We start from the raw sequence: 17640 nt of genomic DNA on the forward strand, positions 1-17640 counted from the left end.
CACACAAAACAGGTCCACCCCATCGAGCAGTTGGCACCAGCGACTTCCGGGAGCGGTGGTCTAGTTGGCGGGGCTGGCTCGGTGGGCTGGGTTTGGGTGGGCTGGCTCGGGGTGCTGGTTTGGCACCAGCGGCTTCTGAGTGTCCAGTGGCCGGGTTGGGTGGGCGGGCTCGGTGGGTTGATTTGGCACGCCTGCTTCTGGGGCGGTGGGTGGGCGGCGGGGCTGCGTTGGGTGGTTGTTTCTGGCACCAGCGGCTTCCGGGGGGCGGTGGCCGGGCTGGCACCGGTTGACACCGCTGGCGCCTCCAACCCAGTCCCGAGAAGTCGCTGGCGCCAGCTCGGTCACCGCCCCCGGAAGCCGCTGGTGCCCAACCGCCGCGCCCGACAGAGGGCGATGTGCGCTCCGGCAAGGGACCACAATTCGGCCACCGCTGGACTGATCCGGGCGCGTGCGTGGCCAACCCAGCCGCCGGGGAGGCGCGGTTGCAGGGCGGGGTGGGGTGGGGGTGGGCGCTGTTCTGGAAAGCTGTCGGGTGTGCAGGTGTCGATGCTCGGCCCGCTGCGCCTCGTTCAGGGGGACGGGGCGGTGGTTGGGCTGGGTGGGGCCCGGCTGCGGATGCTCTTCGCCCGCCTCGCGCTCGATGCGGGGAAGGTGGTGTCGGTCGCGGAGTTGGTGGACGGGCTGTGGGGGGAGGATCCGCCTGCTGATGCCACCAATGCCTTGCAATCTCTGGTGTCGCGGTTGCGACGGGGGCTGCGTGGGGGCGCTGATGGGCTGATTGAGTCGCATCCGGCGGGGTATCGGTTGGTTGTTGCGGCTGAGCAGGTCGATGTGCACCGGTTTGAGCGGTTGGTCGCACAGGGGCGGGCCGCGTTGGGGGATGGGCGGTATGCCGAGGCTGGTGCCGTCTTGCTCGAGGCTGAGGGCTTGTGGACGGGGGCGGCGCTCGCTGGGCTTGAGGACGCTCCCTTCGCCGCCGCTGTTGTGGCGCGGTTGGGGGAGTTGCGATTCTCGGCTGTTGAGGACCGGGCTGAGGCCGGGATCCGGGCTGGGCGGCATGCCGATGTCGTCGCGGAGTTGACGACTTTGGTGGCTGAGCAGCCGTTGCGGGAGCGGGCTGTGGCGTTGCTGATGGAGGCGTTGTTCCTCTGCGGCAGGCAGGCGGACGCGTTGGCCGTGTACGACCAGGCCAGGCGGGTGCTGGGGGAGGAGTTGGGGGTCGAGCCCGGCGCGCCGCTGCGGGAGTTGCAGGTGGCGGTGCTGCGGGGCGATCTCGCACCCGCCAGGGTGAAGCCGGTGGTTGCGGCGTTGACCAGCTTCGTCGGGCGGCAGGCGGAGTTGGCCGAGGTGACGCGGCTGTTGGACGGCCCCCGGTTGGTGACGTTGCTCGGGCCGGGTGGCGCGGGCAAGACCCGGCTGTCCAGGGAGGTCGTCGCCGGTCAGGACGGGGTCACCTGGTTCGTGGAGCTCGCGGGTGTGCGGGTCGACGAGGACGTGCCCGCCGCGGTGCTGGCGACGTTGGGGATGCGGGAGACGCGGCTGCTCGACGGGCACACCGGGCCGCGGACCGCGACCGCGCTGGAGCGGCTGGTGGACGCGTTGAGCGGGCAGCGGTGCCTGCTGGTGCTCGACAACTGCGAGCACCTGATCGTCGCGGCGGCCACGCTCGCCGACCAGTTGCTCGCGCGCTGCCCCAGGTTGCGCGTGCTGGCCACCAGTCGCGAGCCGCTGGCCATCACCGGTGAGGTCGCCTACCCGCTCGGTCCGCTCGGGCTGCCCACAGTGGACACTTCGCCCGAGCGGGTGATAACCGCCGATGCGGTGCGGTTGTTCGCGGACCGGGCGGGATCGGCCGCGCCGGGGTTCCAGGTGGACGGTGCCAACGCCGCGGTGGTGGCCGAGATCTGCAGGCGGCTCGACGGGTTGCCGCTGGCGCTGGAGTTGGCGGCGGCGCGGTTGCGGTCGATGACCGTCGGGCAGATCGCCGAGCGGCTCGACGACCGGTTCCGGCTGCTCACCGGCGGCAGCCGCACGTCGCTGCCCCGGCACCGGACGCTGCGGGCGGTGGTGGAGTGGAGCTGGGACCTGCTGGAGAAGCCGGAGCGGCTGCTGGCCGCGCGGCTGTCGGTGTTCCCGGTCGCCGCGCTGGCCGAGTCGGTCGCGGCGGTGGCGGCGGATGCCGACGACGCCGACGACGTGGTGTACCTGCTCGCCTCGCTGGTGGAGAAGTCCATCGTGGTCGCGGCCGAGGGCAGGGACGGCCAGGTGCGGTACCGGATGCTGGAGACCGTGCGTGCCTATGCCGCCGAGCGGCTCACCGAGCTGGGTGAAACCGAACGGGTGCGCCAGGCGTACTGCCGCTACTTCCTGGCGTACCTGCTGGAGGTCGAGCCCCGGCTGCGCGGCCCGGACCAGGTGCGCTGGCTGGCCAGGGTCACCGCCGACCACGAGAACCTGCTCGCCGCGCTGCGGCACGCCGTTGACCTGGGTGACGCCGACGTCGCGCACCGGCTTGCCGTCGCGGCGGGCTGGTTCTGGATGATCAGCGGTCACCACCGCGAGGCGTTGAACACCATCGCCGAGGTCGCCGCCATCCCGGGGGACGCGCCCGCGCACGCCAGGGCCGCGGTGCGGTCGATGGCGGCGTTCGTCAAGGCGGGCGGCATGCCGGACCCGGACCTGATCCGGGAGGTGCGGGCCGAGCTGGTCGCCACCGACGCGATGGCGCACTACCCGATCATGGCGATGATGGAGCCGATGTTGGCCGCCTTCTCCGGCGACCTCGACGAGGCCATCGCGGGTCTGGAGCGCGGCCGGAATCACCCGGACGAGTGGGCCCGCGCGTTGACCCTGCTGGCCAGTGCCTTCCTGCACGACAACCAGGGCCTGATGGCCGAAGCCGAGGTCGACGGTGAGCAGGCGCTCGCCGCTTTCCGCGAGCTGGGTGACCGCTGGGGGCAGGCGATCGCCATCGGGCAGGTGTCGGAGCGGCGGTCGCTGCGCGGGGACCACGAAGGGGCGGTCGCGGCCAACGAGGAGTCGGTGCGCCTGGTCGCTGAGCTGGGGGCTGTCGACGAGATGCCCGGGGTGCTCGGCAGGCTCGGTCTGCAGCGCGGGCGCGCCGGTGACCTCGTGGGGGCCGAGGCCGACCTGCGGCACGCCATGGACCTGGCGTCGTCGAGCACGCAGGAGAGCCAGGCCCTCCTGCTCGGCTGGTTGGCTTCGCTCGTGCGCCTGCGGGGTGACCTGGACGAGGCCAGGGAGCTGCTGCGGCGCGGCAAGGTCCTGCTGGAGTCCAACGAAGGCCGGACCCCGCACTGGTTCGCGATGTTCAGCAGCGTGGCCGCGCAGATCGCGATCGCCGAGGGCGACCCGGAGACGGCGCTGGCCCACCTCGCCGAGTCGCTGAAGATCATCGTCCCGGTCGGGGACATGCCGCACATCGGCAGCGTCGCCGAGTTGGTCGCGTGCACCCTGCTGGCCCGCGCCGACCCGATCGGTTCCGCGCGCGTGCTCGCCATGGCCGAGGTCATCCGCGGCGCCCCCGACCTGGGCAACCCGGAACTCGTGGAGCTGCGCGCTAACCTCGACGCCGCTCTAGGCGTAGACGGGGCCGCGAGTGCCTACGCGTCCGGCATGGCCATGGACCGCGAGGCGGCGCTTAAAGAGCTCCACCGGGTCTTGGGTCTAGCGAGGTAGCGCTAGCTCCGCGAAGACGGCGTTGTGGTCGCTACCGGGCAGGTCGTAGACGGCCACGGAGGCGACGCCGACCCGCCGGTCGAGCACGATGTGGTCGATGGTGACCGGGGGACTCGGCGGTGACGAGGACGACCAGGTCGGCCGCATCGCCTCACCCGCCAGTTCGGCGCCGTCGTGGTAGCCGCGGTCCAGGAACGCGGTGAAGGCCCGGTGGTCGAGGGTGGCGTTGAAGTCACCCGCCAGCACCCGCGGACGGCCGTAAGAGTCGGGCCCCGGTAGGGCTGCCAGTTCTCGCTGCCAACGCTTGCGGGCGTTGTCACTAGGCGTGGGTGGCTCGATGTGGATGGCCACGACCTCTATGTCCACTGGGCCGGACAGGTCCACCACCGCCGCGACGTTCTCGAACGCCATGTTCTCCGCGAACGAGATCTGTCGCAGTGGGACTTTGGCGAGGATGCCCCCTCCAGCACCACCGGGGACAGGTTGCACGGCGCGGTAAGGCAGCAACCGTTCGACCCCGGCGTCATCCAGGGCACTTAGTGCGGCTGGCGTGAGCTCTTGCAGGGACAACACGTCGACCCTGGCATCGCGAATCAGTGACATAAGGACGTCTGTGTTCGCACGGCCGAGTTTGAGGTTCGCGGTAAGAACCCGGACGCGCTGACCTTGCGGCAGCGCGTCGCCGTCCGGCAGAACGCGAGGGACGAGCAAGACCCCCAGTGACAGCGACAGCACCAAGGCCACCGTGGTGAGCATCTTGCGCCGCAGGATCAAGGACAGCAGCGTGACCACGATGCCGTACCCGGCCACGTAAGGCGTCAACGCCAGCGTGACGACAGTAGGCCGGTTGCCGTCGATTCCACCGAGTCGCAGGACGCACACCGCGAGCAACGGCAGCACGAGCAGCGTCAGGAAGACGGTGACCCCGCGACGGCGCCGCCGCCGGGGCGGTGGTGGGTCCTCGTCGTAGGGGACGTCCACGTCCTCGGCCTGGCGCGCTGTCATGACACCAGGATGCCTGAGAAGCGCGGTCGGGGTTGTCAACCGCTGACAGTGTCCTGTGCGTGGTTTGACAGCGGCGGGGTCGACTCTGGGAGGCGAACAGAAGGAGGGGGCACAGATGTCCTACGCGATCGAAGCCGAAGGGCTGGTGAAGCGCTTCGGTAGCACGGTTGCCCTTGACGGGGTCAACCTCGCTGTACCGACCGGCAAGGTCCTGGGGGTTCTTGGGCCCAACGGTGCCGGTAAGACCACCGCGGTCCGGGTGCTGGCCACCCTGCTGCGCGCTGACGAGGGGTGGGCGCGCGTCGGCGGGTACGACGTCGCCACCCAGTCGACCGCCGTCCGCGGCATCATCGGCCTGACCGGTCAGTACGCCTCGGTGGACGAAGACCTGTCCGGCACCGAGAACCTGGTGCTGATCGGCAAGCTGCTGGGGCTGTCCAAGGCGGACGCCAAGGCCAGGGCCGCCGAGCTGCTGGCCAAGTTCGAGCTGACCGAGGCCGCGGGCCGGTCGGTCAAGACCTACTCCGGCGGTATGCGCAGGCGCGCCGACCTGGCCGCGAGCCTGGTCGGCCGCCCGCAGGTGCTGTACCTGGACGAGCCGACCACCGGTCTGGACCCGCACAGCCGCAACGAGGTGTGGGCGACCGTGCGCGGCCTGGTCGACGACGGCGTGACCGTGCTGCTGACCACGCAGTACCTGGAGGAGGCCGACCAGTTGGCCGATCTGATCACCGTGATCGACCACGGCAAGGTCATCGCCGCGGGCACCCCGCACGAGCTCAAGCGCCGCACCGGTGGCCAGAGCATGCAGGTCCGCCCGACCGTGGCCGCCGACATCCCCGCCGTCGCCGTGATCCTGCGCGAGCTGACCGGCGAGGACCCGGTCGTCGACACCGACAACGGCCTGCTCACCGTCCCGGTGGACAACCCGCTGCTGCTCTCGTCCGTGGTCCGGCGGCTCGACGACGCGGGCATCACCGCCGACGAGCTCGGTCTGCGCCTGCCCAGCCTCGACGAGGTGTTCCTGACCCTGACCGGTCGTACCGGTACCGCCGCCCCGGCCACCGAAGGGAGCCTGGCATGACGACCACCACCGCCCCCACCACCCACATCGGACCGGGGGCCGCCCTGCGCCACGGCCTCGCGCTGGCCGGTCGCGCGGTCACCAAGGTCCGCAAGAACCCCGAGTCGCTGCTGGACGTCACCCTGCAGCCGATCATCTTCCTGCTGCTGTTCGTCTACCTGTTCGGCGGCGCCATCCAGGGCAGCACCGACGCCTACCTGCAGGTGCTGCTGCCGGGCTTGATGGTGCAGAACATCGCGTTCGCCAGCCTGGGCACCGGCATGGCGCTCAACACCGACATCAGCAAGGGCGTGTTCGACCGGTTCCGCAGCATGCCCATCGCCAGGTCCGCACCCCTGGTCGGGGCCGTGCTCGGCGACGTGGTCCGGTTCGTGGTGACGTTGACCGTGCTGTTCACCGTGGCGACCATCATGGGCTTCCGCGTGCAGACCGACCCGGGTCGTTTCCTCATCGCGGTGCTGCTGCTGATCGCGTTCGGGCTGTGCCTGTGCTGGGTGTCGGTCTGGGTCGGCATGCTGGTCAAGAGCCCGCAGGCGGTGCCGGGGACGCTGGTCGCGTTCATCTTCCCGCTGACCTTCGGCAGCAACGTGTTCGTGCCGTCGCAGTCGATGCCGGGCTGGTTGCAGGCCTGGGTCGACATCAACCCGGTCACGCACCTCACCAACGCGGCCCGCGGGCTGCTGCTCGGCGGCGACTGGGTCGGCGACGCGGGGTGGGCGTTCCTCTGGGCCCTCGTCATCGCGGGGATCTTCTTCCCGCTGGCCCTGCGCGCGTACCGCAAGCGGGTCAGCTGACACCGGGGGTGTGGGGCGGCGCGGGATTCCCGCGCCGCCCTATCCCGCGATCTTGGCTTGGATCTCCCGCAACGCCTCGGCGGCGGGCATCGGCAAGGAGATGCCCCGGCCGTGGCGGATCTCGGGTTCCCGGGTGTTGATCCGGATCAGCCGCCCGGACGCCGCACTGGCCAGTTCCGCGTACCGCCGGACGGTGGGAACCGCTTGTCCGGCACCGATCTCGACTACGGCGAGGTCCCGCACCGATCGGCGCCAAGTGGACAGCGAGTCCAAAGCGGACTGACTCCGGTCGGGCACCCACCAGGAATCCCCGAACATCAGGATGTTCGGCCGGGCCAACGCCCCGCAGGTCGGGCACTGCGGCAGTTCGCCGACGGCCCGCATGGTCTCCGGGTCGACCGCCACGTCCGCTTTCGCCTCCCACACCTCGCCGCGGCAGGGGAGCGTGCACTGCAGGTGGTGGATGGAGCCGTGCACCTCGGCCACCCCGTCGAACCCGGCGAGCTGGAACTGTCCGTCCACATTGGACGTGAACACCCTGGCGCCCCAGTCGCGCAGCACGGCGAACCCGGCGTGCGGCACCGTCGCGCGGTAGAGCGCCAGCCGGTGCCCGTAGAAGCCCCAGGCCAGCTCCGGGTCCTCGGTGAAGTGCACCGGGTCGGCCAGCTCCTCGAACCGCAGCCCGAGCCGCTGGTACGGCGGGTACGCGCGCCAGAAGCCCTCGGTGCCGCGGAAGTCCGGCAGCCCCGAGTCGACCCCCATGCCCGCGCCCGCGCACACCAGCACCGCGCCTGCCGTGGCGATCGCCTCGGCGGCGCGGTCGAGCTCAACGCTCACTTGGGGTCCGCGGCCTGCACGATCTCGAACTCCAGCAGGCTCGACCCGGTGCCGACCGGCTTGGCCCGCTCGCCGCTGTGCGCCTCCTTGGCCGAACCGGCCATCCACGCCTGGAAGTCGGCCTCCGAGGCCCACCGGGTGTACACGAAGTACCTGGTCTCGCCGCTGACCGGCCGCAGCAGCTCGAAGCCGAGGAAGCCGGGCTGCCCGTCCACGGCGCCCAGCCGCGCGGCGAACCGCTTCTCCAGTTCGGGGCCTGCGCCCTCGGGGACCTCGATCGCGTTGATCTTCACGACTGCCATGGGCCCAGCCTACTTGCGCAGGCCCGCCGGGTAGAGGTACTCGTCGCCCGGTTTGCCCGCTTGGTGGAACCAGGCGTCGAGGAACGGGCCGATGTCGGTCCCCGCGACCTCGGTGACCAGGGCGGTGAAGTCCGCCCAGGAGGCGTTGCCGTCGCGGTGTTCGGAGGTCCAGCGCTTGAGCAGCGTGAAGAACTTCTCGTCGCCCAACTGCTTGCGCAGTGCGTGCACGGCGAGTTGGCCCTTGTCGTAGACCGCGGTGAACTCGTTGCCCGCGCCCATGTCGACGAGCTTGCGGTTCCAGTAAGAGTCCGTCTTGCGGGCTACCGTCGTGCGGTAGAGCTTGTCGAGGTCCACGCGGTTCTTGTCCTCGTCCCACAGCCACTGCGCGTAAGAGGCGAAGCACTCGTTGAGGCACACATCGGCCCAGCGCTCCAACGAGACGCTGTTGCCGAACCACTGGTGGGCCTGCTCGTGCACGATCACCTCCAGCCCCGCCCACTTCGCGTAGATCGGTCGGGTCTGGGTCTCCAGGGAGAACGAGATGCTCTCGTTGAGGAAGATCCCGCCTGCCGCGCTCTGCGGGTACGGGCCGAACTTGCCCGCCAGGAACTCCAGCACCTCCGGCAGCCGGGACTCGACCTGCCGCTTGTCCTCGGTGCCCGGCGCGTAGGCGTCGACGACCGGGGTGCCGTCGGCCAGGGTCGACCGGACCAGGGTCCACTTGTCGATGCCGACGGTGGTCAGGTATGGGGCGATGCGGTTGGGCTCCACCCAGGTCGACGTCGTCCAGCCGCCCTCGCTGGTGGTCGACTCCTCTCGGCCGTTGGCGATGACCCGCCAGCCGTCGGGGACCTTGGCCGTCAGCCGGAAGGTGGCCTTGTCCAGCGGGTGGTCGTTGACCGGGTACCAACTGCTCGCCGAATGGGGCTCGCCTGCCACGAACGCGCCGCCGGACTTGGCGATCTGCCAGCCGCTGACCCCCAGCGCGGCGTCCTCGCTGATCTTGGGCACGCCCGCGTAGGTGACCCTGGTGCGGAACACCGCGCCCGCGGCGACCGGGGTGGCTGGGGTGATCACCAGCTCGTGGTCGCCTTCCCTGGTGAACCGGGCTGGTGATCCGTCGACCTCCACGGCGGCGACGTCGTACCCGGTGAGGTCGAGGTGGTACCCGCCCAACGCCGCGTCAGCGGTGGCCACGACCGTGGTGTCACCTTCGAGTCGTTTCGACGTGGGGTCGTAGCTCACGGCGACGTCGTAGCTCGTGACGTCGTACCCGCCGTTGCCGTCTTCGGGGTAGTACGGGTCGCCGATGCCCGCCGAACCGGGGATCTTCGCCTGCTCGGACGGGTCGGGCGCCGGCAGTTGGACCGGTGCGCTGCACGCCGCGAACGCGGTCGTGGCCAGCACAGCGCAGACCACTCGGACACGAACCACGCAGAACTCCAAGCACTCGGGGATGGGTCCATCATGGCCGCCCGGCTGTGTTGCGGTGGTTGACTCGGGCAGACTCACCCGCATGAGCAGGCCGGACGTGGTCACCTTCGGCGGCGAGGGCCAACCGGTCCTGCTGCTGCACGCACTCATGGGGCGTGCGTCCACGTGGTGGCCCGTCGCGCCGTGGCTCACCCGCTATGGCCGTGTTGTCGGCCTTGACGCGCGCGGGCACGGCAAGAGTCCTTACCGGGGCGGCCAATGGCGCACGCCGGACTTCGTGGGGGATGCCGCCGCACTGGTTCGGGAACTCGGCGCACCGGCCGTCGTGATCGGACACTCGATGGGCGGCTTGCACGGCATCGCCCTCGCCGCCGAACACCCCGATCTCGTGCGCGCGCTCGTGGTCGAGGACGTCGGCGTGGACCTGCGCGGCCGCACGGTCGACGACTGGAGGGCGCTGTTCGACGCCTGGCCCGTCCCCTTCCCCTCGCTGCGGCACGTGCGCGAGTTCTTCGGCCCGGCGGGTGACTACTTCAGCGAGTGCGTTGAGGAGCGCGCGGACGGGTACCACCTGGTCGCCGGGCCGCACGAGCTGTTCGACATCGCCGCTGAGTGGGGCGAGCGGGCCTACTGGGACCTGGTTGACAGGGTCCGTTGCCCGGTTTTGGTCATAGAGGCGGAGCACACGATCATGCCTGCCGGACAGCAGGCCGAGATCGCCGCGCGGGTGCAGGGTGGTGGGACGCACCTCTTAGTCGAAGGTGCTGGCCACCTGGTGCACGAGTCCGCGCCTAGGGTCTTCCAAGGGGCTGTGGAGGCGTTCTTGTCGTGGGCGCTACACGAGGATGTCTAGGTCTCCGCTAGCCGTATCAAGGATCGCGACCCGGGTTACCCGCGCCTCTATGGGTTCCACGGGGAACAGCGCGTGGAACCCGGTTCCCGTCTGGTCGTCGGTCATGCCATTGGCGAGCGTGCAGTGCGGGACCCAAGAACCGGGCAGGTAGTAGCTGCTGGGGTTCTTAACCTTGCCCGCCAACACGTCGTGCACAGCCGAGTGCACCGCTAGCAACTCGGTGTCGACAACCGCGCCGAGCATGAGCACGTTCTCTGCACTGGAGAACGCCGACAGCGTGTAGAGCCATAGATTCGGGATCGACAGCACCCGCAGGTCCGCCTTAAGAGCCACCCTGGTCTTCGCGGGGATGTCCGACGCCATAGCGAACGTGACGTGAGGAGGGAACCGCCGCGCGGCAGGCACAGCGGCCGCATCGAGCCCATCGAGCAGTTTCGCTACCGCCGCGTTGGCCCGATCGTCGAACAGCACCACAACACCCTGCGCCATGCGATCAGCTTCCCACTCGCCCTAGCGGTGCTCGCCGGGCAGGGCGAACCTGCCGTCAGAGGTCTGCTCCACCAACCCATCGACCAGCAGCGAGTGCAGACACCTGTCCCTCTGTCCCGCATCGCTCCACACGACGTCCAGCCGGGCCTTAGGCGCGGGCTCGACACTGCCTCTTAAGACGTCCAGCAACAGTCCGCGCACCTGGCGATCCGTACCCGCGAACCGCTGCACGGCCTTTGTGGGACCGTCGTAGGCAGGCCTACCAGCGAGGACCCAGGCGCAGTCTGTCGTGATCGGGCAATCGGCGCATTTGGGGGCGCGAGCTGTGCAGATCACCGCGCCCAACTCCATCAACGCCGCCGACGCCTTCGCCGCGCGGTCGGGCTCCGGCGGCAGCAGCACCTCGGTCTCCGCCATGTCCCGCGTGGTCGACGGCGGACCCGCGTCACCGGCGCCGTTGACCGCCCTGGCCACCACCCGGCGGACGTTCGTGTCGACCACCGGGCAGCGCTGCCCGTAAGCGAACGCCGCCACCGCACGGGCGGTGTAGGCGCCGATGCCGGGCAGCGCCAGCAGTGTGTCCACATCGGACGGGACCACGTCGCCGTGCTCCTCGGCGATCACCCCGGCCGCCGCGTGCAACCGCAGCGCCCGGCGCGGGTACCCCAGCTTGCCCCACGCCCGCACGACCTCGCCCTGCGTCTGCGCGGCCAGCGCCGAGGGCACCGGCCACCGCGCCATCCACGACAACCAGATCGGCTCGACCCGCGCGACCGGGGTCTGCTGCAGCATGATCTCGCTGACCAGCACACCCCACCCGGTGGTGCCCGAACGGCGCCACGGCAGGTCGCGCGCGTTCTCGTCGAACCAGTCCAGCAGGGTGTCGATCACGCGGAGAAGGCTAGTGGCTCGACCCAGGAGGTTGGTGGGGTATCGGCCTGTCCACGGCGTTCCTGGCAAGGCGCCGGAACGGCCTCGTACTGGGCGTACTCGGTCGTTTCGGCAACGCAGCCAGGGACGTCGTGGGCAGGTCGAGATCCCGTCAACCTGCTGGGTCGGGCCACTAATAGACCTCGGTGAGGGCGGCGGTCTTCACGTCGTAGACGAAGCCGCGCACCTTGTCGGTGTGCGGGATGAACGGGCTGCGCCGCACCCGCTCCACCGACTGCCGGACGCTGTCCTTGACCTCCCGGAACGCCTCGACCGCCCAGGTCGGGCGCAGGCCGGTGTCCTGCTCGAGCTCCTGCCGGAACTCGTCGTCGGTGAAGGTCGACAGGCCGCACGAGGTGTGCTGCATGACGATCACCTCGCGGGTGTGCAGCTTGCGCTGGCTGATCGACAGCGACCGCACCACGTCGTCGGTGACGATGCCGCCCGCGTTGCGCATGATGTGCGCCTCGCCGTGGCGCAGGCCGAACACGTCGAACACCTTGATCCGGGCGTCCATGCAGGTCACGATCGCCAGGTGCAACCCGGGGACCGGGGTGGGCACCTCGGGGGCCCCGTGATCGGGCCCGTCGATGTGGCGTTGGAGCAGGTCGTCGATGGCGCTCACGGCAACCTCCGGATTCGGACATTCCAGGCCACCCATTGGAACCGCTTTCCCAGTTGCCAGACAAGCGTTCTTGATAAAGCTCACTGATCGTGTTGTCCGATCCGGGGTACATCCCTCTTTGGTGGCGTGTTGTCCCGGCCGGTTCACTACCGCCCGGGGTTACCGTCCTGCGGATGATCGAAACCGACGAACCGCTCCCCCGAGCCGTCTACCTGCGCCGACGCGCGGTCGCCATCGCCGGTGCCATCGCGGGCGTCGTAGTCCTCACCTGGATCATCAGCGCCTTCATCGGCGAGGAAGAAGGCCTGGGCCTGGCCGCCACCCCGTCCAGCGCCCCGCCCCCCACCCCCACCACAGCACCCTCCTCATCGACCGCTCCCCCCGCCACCCCCGCCCCGGCAGCCCCCGCCGCCCCGGTCGCGCCCCCACCCCCGCCGCCGGACCCGAATGTGCCGTGCCCGGACGCGGCGATCGCTGTCGCCGCCGAGATCGACCCACCCACCTTCCGCTCCGGCAGCAGGCCAGAACTGCGCGTGGTCATCACCAACACCGGAGCCGTCCCCTGCACCCGAGACATCGGCCGAGCCCAACGCGAACTACTGATCACCTCAGGCCCCACCCGCCTCTGGTCCAGCAACGACTGCACCCCCGCCAACGGCGCCGAACCGACGATCCTGGCCCCAGCCCAACGCACCACCTTCGACGTGAAGTGGGCAGGCCGAACCTCAGCCCCCGGCTGCCCCACCCGCCGGGCCACAGTGGAACCCGGGACCTACGCAGTCACCGCCCGCCTAGGCACCCTGACCAGCCCGCCGGTGCCCTTCACCATCCAGCCATAGACGAGCCGCGCAGACCTGGCCCCGAAACCCAGCCCGCCGAGCCAACCCCGCCAGCCCGACGACTGGACACTCGGAACAGCCGGTGCCACCCCGACCACCCGACTCCGACAGCGGTGCCGACCACTGGACACTCGGACCCCGAGGTGCCAACTGCTCGATGGGGCGGACTTGTTTTGCGTGGGGGAGCGGTGCTCGTAGCCTTGCCTCGCTGCAGGGCCATGCTTTTCGGCCCCGGCTTTTGCGGTCCTGCCACGGGTAGCGCAGGGGCCCCGCGCAAAACAAGTTCGCCCCATCGAGCCCACCGCACCAACACGGACCGGGTCGCAATGCCGAAGGCGAGCCGGCCGGCCCCGTCAAGCACTCCGCTCCACGGCGGGTCCGGGGCGCGAGCCGGCCGGCCCCGTCAAGCACTCTGCTCCACGGCGGGTCCGGGGCGCGAGCCGGCCGGCCCCATCGAGCACTCTGCTCCACGACGGGTCTGGAGCGCGAGCCGACCGGCCCCCTCAAGCACTCTGCTCCACCACGTGTCCGGTGCGCGAGCCGACCGGCCCCCTCAAGCACTCCGCTCCACCACGGACCGGGCCGCAATGCCGAAGCCGAGCCGAAGACCCGATCCCGAAGCCGACCAACTACGGCCCGAACCACCGCTCCTCAGCCGTCCGCGGCGCCCCCGCCGTAGCCCCCGGCACCAGCTCCGTGTTCAGCGTGATCTCCCGCGGCCGCGTCGGATCAACCGATGCCAGTAACAGCTTCCCCGCCGCCCGCCCCTTCTCCAGCACAGGCTGCCGAACCGTCGTCAACCCCACCCGATCGGCATCCGCGATGCCGTCAAACCCGGTCACCGTCAGGTCCTGCGGCACCCGCAACCCCCGCCGCCGCGCCTCCGCGAGCGCACCAAGCGCCAATATGTCCGACGTGCAGATCAACGCCGTAACGTGCGGATCAGCATCAAGCAGCTGAGCCGCAGCAGACGCGCCACTCGCGACGCTGTGGTCGAAGCGCTCCACGACCGGCACCCGTCCCCAGTCGACACCCACCGCCCCGAAGGCGTCGGTGAGCCCAGCCAGGCGCGCGCGCTGGACGTGGAACGTGGCGTGCTCGGCGCGTTCGGTCGAGACGAAGCCGTCGTTGCGGTCGCGGGCCAGGCGCATGCACAGCACGCCGACCCGGCGGTGGCCGAGGGTGATGAGCCGTTGGGCGAGGGCGGTGATGGCGCCGCGGTCGTCGATGCCGACCCGGTCGACGCCTTCCACGTGCGGCTGGTCGGCGACGACGGTGGGCACCGGTCGCGACAGCACGGCGGCCAGGTGCGGGTCGTCGTCGGGTACTGAGTAGACGACGAAGCCGTCGACCCCCGCGCGGTGCACGGCCGCGACGTCCTCGCGTTCCGGGTTCACCGGCACCAGGTGCAGGCCCTGGCCCGCGCCCTCGCACGCCAGCGCCAGCCCCTCGAGGAAGCCGAGCGCGGCGGGGTCGCGGAACGCGTAGGAGAGGTTCTCGGTGAGCAACAGCCCGACCGCCCCCGCCTTGCGGGTGCGCAGTGATCGGGCGACCGGGTCGGGACCGGGGTAGCCCAGCCGTCGAGCGGTCTCCAGGACCCGCCTGCGCAGCTCGGGTGAGAGCTGGTCAGGCCGGTTGTAGGCGTTGGAGACCGTGGTCCGGGAGACCCCCAGTTCCGCTGCCAGCGACGCGAGGGTTGCCGGGCGTCGCACATGTGTAGACCGCGCCATGGATTGACCGTAACGGTTCAGAACCAATTGCAGAAGCCCGACTACGGGGGTACCCGCCAGGACCGGTCTCACCCGGTCGGGTTACGCGGGACGCCGGAGGTGGCGTAGGCTGAAACCGACAACGGTTTCCATTCTCGTGTCACCGCCGGCACGCGGCCGGATGAAGGCACACCCGACAGGCCAGGAGCGTTCTATGACCCACCGCCTGACCCCCGTGCCGACGGGGTCCGGACGCCGCCCGCTCCGCTCCGCGGCCGCCATCGCCGGGCTGGTCGCGCTGGCCGCGACCACCGCGGCGTGTGGCGGCTCACAGGCGCAGGCGCCCGACGACGGCAAGGTCAAGGTGGTCGCCTCCACGAACGTGTGGGCCAGCGTGGCCACCGCGGTCGGCGGCGACGCGGTCTCGGTCACCGCGCTGCTGAGCGACCCGGGCGCCGACCCGCACGGCTACGAGGCCAAGCCCTCGGACGCCACCGCCTTCGCGGGCGCGGACGTGGTCGTGTTCAACGGCGGCGGCTACGACGACTTCTTCACCACCCTGGTCGACTCCTCCGGCGGTGACGTCCGCCGCGTGGTTGCCGTCGACCTCGCCGACCCGGACTCCAGCGGCCCGTCCGCCGAGCCCGCACCGGCCGACGCGCACGAGCACGCCGAGAACGAGCACGTCTGGTACGACCTGGAGACCGTGCGCAAGGTCGCCAACAAGGTCGCCGAGGAGCTCGCCGCTGTCGCACCGGACAAGGCCGCCACCTTCCGCGCCAACGCCGCCAACTTCGACAAGGCGGTGCAGGAGCTGACGGTCAGGGTCGCCGAGATCGGGCAGCGCAGGGCGGGCGCGAAGGTCCTGTCGACCGAACCGGTCGCGACGTACCTGCTGCGCACCGCGGGCCTCACCGACGTCACCCCGGCCGAGTTCGCCGAGGCCGTTGAGGAGGAGTCGGACCCGTCGGCCGCCGCGGTCGCCGAGACCGAGGGCCTGATCACCGGAAAGCAGGTCGTGGCGCTGGTCTACAACAGCCAGACCGAGACCCCGGTGACCGAGCGGCTCAAGGAGCGGGCCACCGCCGCGGGCATCCCGATCGTGGGTGTGACCGAGACGCTGCCACAGGGCGTGACCGGCTACCTTGACTGGATGACCAAGCAGGTCGACGCGCTCGCCGGGGCAGTGGCCGCGGCATGACCCCAGCGGTGAACGGCACCCCGGCGGTGTCGCTGTCCGGTGCCCGGCTGTCCTATGGCGACCGGGTGCTGTGGGACGGCCTCGACCTCGACGTCCACCCCGGCGAGTTCATCGCGGTCCTGGGGCCCAACGGTTCTGGCAAGACCAGTTTGATGCGCGTCCTGCTGGGGCAGCAGAAGCTCAGCGCGGGCACGGTGCGGGTCGGGGGAGTCGCGCCGGGCAGCGGCAACCGGCGCATCGGCTACATCCCGCAGCAGCGCGCGCTGGACCCGACGGTCGCCGTCCGTGGCCGTGACCTCGTTGGCCTCGGCTATGACGGTCACCGCTGGGGCCTGGGGATCGGCGGCATGCGCGAACGCCGCCAGCGGGTCGCCGCCGCCCTGGAGGCCGTGGGTGCCACGCACTACGCGGACCGCCCGGTCGGCCTCCTCTCCGGCGGCGAGCAGCAGCGCCTGCGCGTCGCCCAGGCGCTCGTCGGCGATCCGAGCGTGCTGCTGTGCGACGAGCCGCTGCTCTCGCTCGACCTGGCCCACCAGCGGGCGGTCAGCGGCCTCATCGACGCGCACCGCCGCGAGTCCGGCAGCGCCGTCCTGTTCGTCACGCACGAGATCAACCCGGTGCTGCCGCTGGTCGACCGGGTCCTGTACCTGGTGGACGGTCGATTCCGGATCGGCCCGCCGGAGCGGGTGATGACCTCGGAGACCCTCTCGGAGCTCTACGGCACCGACATCGCCGTCGTCCGGGTGCGCGGCCAGATCCACATCGTCGGCACCCACAGCGACCTGTGCGAGGACGGCGCGCACCACACCGAAGAGCTGGTGGAGCGCTAGATGGACAAGCTGTTCGACTTCCAGCTCACCGGCGAGCTGCTCGGCCTCCCGTTCGTCCTCACCGCTCTGGTCGTCGCCGCGGTGCTCGGGCTGCTGGCGGGCGTGCTCGGCCCGCTGATCGTCAGCCGCAACATGGCCTTCTCGGTGCACGGCACCGCCGAACTCGCGCTGACCGGCGGCGCGGCCGCCCTGCTGCTCGGCTGGGACATCGGCAACGGCGCCCTGGCCGGGGCGATCGTCGCCGCACTGGTGCTGGGCCTGCTGTCGCGGCGCAGCTCGGACTACGACTCGGTGATCGGCGTGGTCCTCGCCTTCGGCCTCGGCCTCGGCGTGCTGATGCTGTGGCTCTACAAAGGCCGCTCCTCCAACAAGTTCGGCCTGCTCACCGGCCAAATCGTCGGCCAAGACTTCGCCAGCGTCGCCCTCCTCAGCGGCTGCGCGATCGTGGTGATCGGCCTGCTCGCCGCCCTCTACCGCCCACTGCTGTTCGCCAGCGTCGACCCCGAGGTGGCGAAAGCCAGGGGCATCCCGGTAACCGCCCTAGCCATCACCTTCGCCGTAATGGTCGGCACCGCCACCGCCCTCGGCGTCCGCACGGTCGGATCACTGCTGGTCCTGTCCCTCATGGTCACCCCAGCCGCCGCCGCCTGCCGCCTCACCGCCAGCCCCCTCAAAGCGACGGTCCTGGCAGTCCTCTTCGCCGAATTCTCCGCAGTCGGCGGCATCATCCTCTCCCTGGCCCCCGGCACCCCCGTAAGCGCCTTCGTCACCGCCATCTCTTTCCTGATCTACCTAATCTGCTGGCTTGTGAGCCGCCTACGCCGCACCCGAGTAAGCCCAGCCTGACTCCGACAGCATCACCAGCCACTGGACACTCGGAACGGCCGGTGCCATCCCAACCACCCGACTCCGACCGCATTGCCGACCACTGGACACTCGGACCTTCCGGTGCCAGATGCTCGATGGGGCGGACTTGTTTTGCGTGGGGTGGCGGCAGTCGTAGCCTTGC

General features: G+C 70.6%; 16 protein-coding genes. 8 read left to right on the forward strand and 8 right to left on the reverse strand.

Annotation, left to right across the window (positions count from 1 at the left end):
• The first annotated feature begins 615 nt into the window (after positions 1 to 615).
• Positions 616 to 3699 (forward strand): AfsR/SARP family transcriptional regulator, encoded by a 3084-nt coding sequence (locus JOD54_RS08570; protein ID WP_239574154.1) that lies wholly within the window; start codon positions 616 to 618, stop codon positions 3697 to 3699.
• On the opposite strand, the gene JOD54_RS08575 is transcribed toward JOD54_RS08570, so the two are convergent.
• Positions 3688 to 4704: an endonuclease/exonuclease/phosphatase family protein gene (locus tag JOD54_RS08575; protein WP_204450007.1), complete on the reverse strand. Its 1017-nt coding sequence runs from the start codon at positions 4702 to 4704 to the stop codon at positions 3688 to 3690. The two genes, JOD54_RS08570 and JOD54_RS08575, sit on opposite strands and share 12 nt — an antisense overlap.
• A 115-nt stretch (positions 4705 to 4819) precedes the next feature.
• Between JOD54_RS08575 and JOD54_RS08580 the strand changes: the two genes are divergently transcribed.
• Both JOD54_RS08580 and JOD54_RS08585 read left to right on the forward strand, forming a co-directional pair.
• Entirely contained in the window at positions 4820 to 5788 is a 969-nt protein-coding gene (locus JOD54_RS08580) for an ATP-binding cassette domain-containing protein (RefSeq protein WP_204450008.1), read from the forward strand.
• A complete protein-coding gene (locus JOD54_RS08585; RefSeq protein WP_204450009.1) occupies positions 5785 to 6582 on the forward strand; it encodes an ABC transporter permease in 798 nt (265 codons plus the stop codon). Before JOD54_RS08580 ends, JOD54_RS08585 begins: the two co-directional genes overlap by 4 nt.
• A gap of 39 nt (positions 6583 to 6621) precedes the next feature.
• Here JOD54_RS08585 and JOD54_RS08590 read toward each other — a convergent pair whose 3' ends face one another.
• From JOD54_RS08590 to JOD54_RS08600, 3 genes are read right to left on the reverse strand one after another with little or no spacing between them, the layout of a single operon-like run.
• Complete coding sequence (locus tag JOD54_RS08590; RefSeq protein WP_307859895.1) at positions 6622 to 7419, reverse strand: SIR2 family NAD-dependent protein deacylase; 798 nt, start codon at positions 7417 to 7419, stop codon at positions 6622 to 6624.
• Positions 7416 to 7721: an antibiotic biosynthesis monooxygenase family protein gene (locus JOD54_RS08595; protein WP_204450010.1), complete on the reverse strand. Its 306-nt coding sequence runs from the start codon at positions 7719 to 7721 to the stop codon at positions 7416 to 7418. The genes JOD54_RS08590 and JOD54_RS08595 overlap by 4 nt, the downstream gene beginning before the upstream one ends.
• A gap of 9 nt (positions 7722 to 7730) precedes the next feature.
• Positions 7731 to 9155 (reverse strand): M1 family metallopeptidase, encoded by a 1425-nt coding sequence (locus JOD54_RS08600; protein ID WP_307859896.1) that lies wholly within the window; start codon positions 9153 to 9155, stop codon positions 7731 to 7733.
• An 82-nt stretch (positions 9156 to 9237) separates the two neighbouring features.
• On the opposite strand from JOD54_RS08600, the gene JOD54_RS08605 reads away from it, so the two are divergent.
• The gene (locus JOD54_RS08605; protein WP_204450011.1) at positions 9238 to 10008 is read left to right on the forward strand and encodes an alpha/beta fold hydrolase; all 771 of its coding nucleotides are present in this window, start codon (positions 9238 to 9240) and stop codon (positions 10006 to 10008) included.
• On the opposite strand, the gene JOD54_RS08610 is transcribed toward JOD54_RS08605, so the two are convergent.
• The 3 genes from JOD54_RS08610 to JOD54_RS08620 all read right to left on the reverse strand — a co-directional run bounded on the left by JOD54_RS08610 (position 9991) and on the right by JOD54_RS08620 (position 12052).
• Positions 9991 to 10497, reverse strand: coding sequence for a 2'-5' RNA ligase family protein (locus JOD54_RS08610; protein ID WP_204450012.1), 507 nt, complete (start codon positions 10495 to 10497; stop codon positions 9991 to 9993). The two genes, JOD54_RS08605 and JOD54_RS08610, sit on opposite strands and share 18 nt — an antisense overlap.
• A gap of 21 nt (positions 10498 to 10518) precedes the next feature.
• Positions 10519 to 11388 carry an HhH-GPD family protein gene (locus JOD54_RS08615; protein WP_204450013.1) on the reverse strand — a complete coding sequence of 290 codons (870 nt, stop codon included), beginning with the start codon at positions 11386 to 11388 and terminating at the stop codon, positions 10519 to 10521.
• Positions 11389 to 11560: 172 nt separating this feature from the next.
• Entirely contained in the window at positions 11561 to 12052 is a 492-nt protein-coding gene (locus JOD54_RS08620) for a beta-class carbonic anhydrase (protein ID WP_204450014.1), read from the reverse strand.
• Positions 12053 to 12225: 173 nt separating this feature from the next.
• Between JOD54_RS08620 and JOD54_RS08625 the strand changes: the two genes are divergently transcribed.
• A complete protein-coding gene (locus tag JOD54_RS08625) occupies positions 12226 to 12891 on the forward strand; it encodes a hypothetical protein (protein ID WP_204450015.1) in 666 nt (221 codons plus the stop codon).
• A 629-nt stretch (positions 12892 to 13520) separates the two neighbouring features.
• On the opposite strand, the gene JOD54_RS08630 is transcribed toward JOD54_RS08625, so the two are convergent.
• Positions 13521 to 14621: a LacI family DNA-binding transcriptional regulator gene (locus tag JOD54_RS08630; protein WP_204450016.1), complete on the reverse strand. Its 1101-nt coding sequence runs from the start codon at positions 14619 to 14621 to the stop codon at positions 13521 to 13523.
• 193 nt (positions 14622 to 14814) lie between these two features.
• Here JOD54_RS08630 and JOD54_RS08635 point away from each other — a divergent pair, with 193 nt between their 5' ends.
• The 3 genes from JOD54_RS08635 to JOD54_RS08645 are packed head-to-tail and all read left to right on the forward strand — an operon-like array spanning position 14815 to position 17477.
• Complete coding sequence (locus JOD54_RS08635; RefSeq protein WP_204450017.1) at positions 14815 to 15801, forward strand: metal ABC transporter solute-binding protein, Zn/Mn family; 987 nt, start codon at positions 14815 to 14817, stop codon at positions 15799 to 15801.
• On the forward strand, positions 15798 to 16631 hold the full coding sequence (locus JOD54_RS08640; RefSeq protein WP_204450018.1) for a metal ABC transporter ATP-binding protein: 834 nt from the start codon (positions 15798 to 15800) through the stop codon (positions 16629 to 16631). The genes JOD54_RS08635 and JOD54_RS08640 overlap by 4 nt, the downstream gene beginning before the upstream one ends.
• Positions 16632 to 17477 carry a metal ABC transporter permease gene (locus JOD54_RS08645; RefSeq protein WP_204450019.1) on the forward strand — a complete coding sequence of 282 codons (846 nt, stop codon included), beginning with the start codon at positions 16632 to 16634 and terminating at the stop codon, positions 17475 to 17477. It begins immediately after the preceding gene.
• Positions 17478 to 17640: the final 163 nt, after the last annotated feature.

Origin of the sequence: Actinokineospora baliensis, assembly GCF_016907695.1 — a bacterium.
Lineage (GTDB): Bacteria > Actinomycetota > Actinomycetes > Mycobacteriales > Pseudonocardiaceae > Actinokineospora > Actinokineospora baliensis.